The sequence below is a fragment of the Bacillus sp. AM 13(2015) genome (assembly GCF_001518755.1).
In the GTDB taxonomy this organism is placed as follows: Bacteria; Bacillota; Bacilli; order Bacillales; family Bacillaceae; genus Bacillus; species Bacillus safensis.
Genome location: NZ_LKCP01000007.1, coordinates 1 through 3,782 on the forward strand (window position 1 = coordinate 1; position 3,782 = coordinate 3,782).

The 3,782-nt window shown below is 41.6% G+C and carries 3 protein-coding genes, 1 pseudogene, 1 riboswitch and 1 other annotated feature; of the genes and pseudogenes, 2 read left to right on the forward strand and 2 right to left on the reverse strand.

From position 1 onward, the window contains the following. A pseudogene (locus AOQ70_RS01195) lies at nucleotides 1–399 on the reverse strand (proline--tRNA ligase); the annotation flags it as partial. A gap of 42 nt (nucleotides 400–441) precedes the next feature. Then, nucleotides 442–638 (reverse strand) — a binding site (T-box leader). Between the two features lie 149 nt (nucleotides 639–787). Continuing rightward, nucleotides 788–887: riboswitch (purine riboswitch) on the forward strand. Nucleotides 888–966: 79 nt separating this feature from the next. Here AOQ70_RS01195 and AOQ70_RS01200 point away from each other — a divergent pair. Then, nucleotides 967–2,139, forward strand: coding sequence for an MFS transporter (locus AOQ70_RS01200; protein ID WP_039176133.1), 1,173 nt, complete (start codon nucleotides 967–969; stop codon nucleotides 2,137–2,139). A 106-nt stretch (nucleotides 2,140–2,245) separates the two neighbouring features. Here AOQ70_RS01200 and AOQ70_RS01205 read toward each other — a convergent pair whose 3' ends face one another. Continuing rightward, entirely contained in the window at nucleotides 2,246–3,013 is a 768-nt protein-coding gene (locus tag AOQ70_RS01205) for a GNAT family N-acetyltransferase (protein WP_058837233.1), read from the reverse strand. 201 nt (nucleotides 3,014–3,214) lie between these two features. Here AOQ70_RS01205 and AOQ70_RS01210 point away from each other — a divergent pair, with 201 nt between their 5' ends. After that, nucleotides 3,215–3,673, forward strand: coding sequence for a MarR family transcriptional regulator (locus tag AOQ70_RS01210; RefSeq protein ID WP_059374571.1), 459 nt, complete (start codon nucleotides 3,215–3,217; stop codon nucleotides 3,671–3,673). The last annotated feature ends 109 nt before the right edge of the window (nucleotides 3,674–3,782 follow it).

Genomic DNA, 3,782 nt, shown 5'->3' on the forward strand with positions numbered 1-3,782 from the left:
GGGTAAATCGCGGTAGGAATGAATAATGTTTTTATAATGCTCAGCGAACAGCACTTCAGAGGTTGGTCTGACGCAGAGCCTTTCTTGTAATTCGGATTCACCGCCATGTGTGACCCACGCCACTTCAGGAGCAAAGCCTCGATATGATCTTTTCTGCTGCAGCAGGCTCTCTGGGATAAAGAGCGGCATATAGACATTCTCATGACCCGTTTCTTTAATCTGGCGGTCAAGTTCGTCGCGAATATTCTCCCAGATTTTAAAGCCGTACGGCTGAATGATCATACTGCCTCTCACGCTTGAATAATCGACGAGCCGCGCCTTTGTGACAACATCTGTATACCATTGGGCAAAGTCGTCTTCCATGCTTGTAATTTTCTCAACAAATTGTTTCTTTGACATTGCAGGTTCCTCCTTTTTAAAAAACAAAAAGCTGTACTTTAAGTTAGGGACCATTCCTGGTGGTACCACCCTAATTTAAAGCACAGCTTTACACTCAATTCATGATAACGGTATGAACCGCTGTATGAAACAGAACTAAATCGGCAGGTTCACTTGAAGATGTCAGTAGGAACTTCTCAGCACCGTTCCCTCTCTGTTAAAGATCGATTCAAGCTACTATTCCAGATCTACGTTGATCCTTGTTCGTTGATTTTTCATCAGTTTACCTGTAAATGAAGGAGAAAGCAAGTTGTTCTGATTGCCTTTTTGGCGCCTTTTGCTTAAGGATTGGAATGGCAGTATTTTTCTATTTTTACAGCTTGCGAGTTATGAAAGGCTATGCTAATATATTTGAAGAAAAAAATAGACTTGTATAACCTCAATAATATGGTTTGAGGGTTTCTACCAGGATCCGATAAATCCTGATTACAAAAGCGCGCTTTCCTTTTTTGTAATCAGGGTTTTTTTGTTTGTCTGCACCCTGTATCAAAAGTGAAAGCGATGATATAGAGAGAAGGGATGTTAGACATGAACTGGAGAGTATATTTATTAGCCGTTTCTACTTTTGCGGTTGGATTAGTTGAGCTTGTGGTCGGGGGCATTCTGCCAAGCCTTGCGGAGGATTTGAATGTGTCTCTGGCAACAGCGGGGCAGCTCATTACGGTATTTGCGATTGTGTATGCCATTTCAGCACCCGTGCTGCTGACCGCCACAGCCAAAATCGAACGAAAGCGTCTTTATTTAATCGCGTTATTGGTGTTTACATTAGGAAATGTGTTCACTTATTTTAGTTCGACCTTTGCCCTTGTGATGATCTCACGGGTATTGATCGCAATGAGCACAGCGCTTGTGGTGGTGTTATCTTTGACGATCACTGCCAAATTAGTGGAACCAGCGCATCGCGCGAAGGCTTTAGGGCTGATTTTTATAGGAATTAGTTCTTCACTTGTTCTCGGTGTACCGATCGGTATTTTTATTACAGAGAGCTTTGGCTGGAGAGTGATGTTTTTAGGAATCAGTATTCTTTCTGCCATATCGATGGTGCTGATCTATTTTCTATTGGAAAAAATGCCTGTTGAAAAAGTGACGCCTCTTAGAGAGCAGATTCGCTCTTTAGGGCATCCGAAAATTTTTAGTGCACACCTGATTAGTTTGTTTATGCTTGCAGGACATTATATGCTTTATTCTTATTTCACGCCATTTCTGATGGAAGTTCTGCATATGACCCCGTTTTGGATTAGTATTTGTTATTTGGTCTTCGGGCTTGCGTCTATAGGCGGGAATGGGTTTGGCGGCTGGCTGAGTGACAGACTGGGTTCAGGGAAAGCCATTTTGCTTGTGACAATAGCGTTTGCGGTTGTCATGTTTACCATTCCTTATACAGCGGGTGTGTTCGCGCTCTTTATGGTGATGGTTGTCCTTTGGGGTGCGCTCAGCTGGGCATTGACGCCTGCTTTGCAGAGCTATTTGATTCAAACAGATCCGGTCACGTCGGATATTCAGCAGAGCTTAAATACATCGGCCTTGCAAATCGGCATTTCGATTGGATCAGCGGTTGGCGGAGTCATGTTTACGATGACAGGTTCATCTGTTGATCTGGCTAAATTCGGTGCTGTGTTTGTACTGATTGCCTTTAGCTGTGCGGTGATTTCGCTTAAGAGACCGCCGCTTTATATGGATCGTCAGCATCATGCTGAATAGAAGACAAAGGGCTAAAATCAAGATCATTTTAGCCCTTTGTCAACAATCTAAAGCTGCCTAAAGATAGGCAGCTTTTTTATGTTCATTTCAAATTCAAAATACCATTCTATTCAAAAACGGCCATTTCGCTGATTGGTTGGAAGCCGGCACGTTGGTAAATATTTTTGCCGTCCGCTGATGCTTGTAAGATGACACACTTTTGTTTATTCTCTGTCTGGGTTAGAAGGTAATGAAACATGTCACTGCCAAGTCCTTTTCCGCGGTGTTCTGCCCTTGTTATGACATCATAAATACCGTAGCTGTCGTTTGTCTCGAATAATAAGCCTGTTGTGACCGGCTTATGGTGTTCATATCCCACGAACATGCGGGCTTTTGAGTGTAATGCTTCAATCGAAAAACGCTGGAAATAAACTTCTAAGGCGGCGGCCTCAGTCGACCCTTTGAATAGTTCAATAAAGATATGTTTGTAATCAAAGAGTGTCTGCTCATCAAGTACTTCCTTGATTGTAAGTGATGAGGGTGTGACTGGATCAATATCACCTGTATGCTCAAGCATCATGATGGTATTGCGTTCGACATCTTGAAGCTCATATTCCTTCAATAAGTCAGCCCAATCAGGATGGAGTAAATGGTGATCGATCCATGTGCTGAAGATGAGTTTCTGTGACCGCATGTGTTCAATGGCTGCTTTCACTTTTTTCGGATCTTGGATTTGAGCTGATGTGGGTAAGAGCAAATTGAACGTGTCAGTCGATATATGAGTATTGGATAGAACGAAATCGTCAGTTGCGAGAAAGGTTCCGTTCACAGCAGAAGAAAACAGGTGTATCTTTTCTTCTAATTGGCGGATGGCCATTTGTTGTTCGGGTTTCATTTAGCTCACCTTTTCATTATGATAAATTGGATGACATCCCCATGATTATAGCATGTGACAGGATGAGGGGAATCTAGTAAAAAAGTACATATGTAATTTTCGGGTCTGTTGACCTATTATTTTACTCGCGTCGACATTTCTTTTGACTCCTTTCTAAATTATTAGTACCATTTTATTAACCAGTTAAGAGTGGAGGTTCAGATGGAAACAAAAGAGCAGATTGTATTAAAAGCGATTCAAGATCTGATTATGCATAGGGAAAAGAGACGGAATGATCCAACAGACCCACTGATTACCACGACTGATACACTCAAACAAGAATGGACACTCACACAGCTTCACATTTTATCCATGATTCAAGCCAATCCAAACGAATCAAATAATACATTTCTATCTCAACAACTGAAACTATCAAAGCCAGCAATTACAAAGGCCGTGAAAAAACTAATTGAAAAAGGCATGGTGGACTATTGTCACCGGCAAGGGGATAAGAAATCTGTCTATTATTTTTTGACAGAGGAAGGGCAGCAATTGGCTGCGTTGCATGATGAACTACATGATAAAGCCGTCACGTCCTATTTAGAATTTCTCCATCAGTTTCATGAGGATGAATTACAAGTCATTGAGCGCTTCTTAAAGGCTTGGAAAGAAAAGATATAGATAAAAAACCGAAACCATCGCACAAAAGGAGATGATGGTTGTTTTTTTATGGTAAAATTAACATATATTAACGTTGTTCTTGGCCGTGATGAAAGGGAGGAAGCCTCAT

Bases quoted from the DNA above. Each gene is read 5' to 3' on its own strand.
- AOQ70_RS01200 (WP_039176133.1), top strand. From the start codon at position 967: ATGAACTGGAGAGTATATTTATTAGCCGTTTCTACTTTTGCGGTTGGA.
- AOQ70_RS01205 (WP_058837233.1), bottom strand. From the start codon at position 3,013: ATGAAACCCGAACAACAAATGGCCATCCGCCAATTAGAAGAAAAGATA.
- AOQ70_RS01210 (WP_059374571.1), top strand. From the start codon at position 3,215: ATGGAAACAAAAGAGCAGATTGTATTAAAAGCGATTCAAGATCTGATT.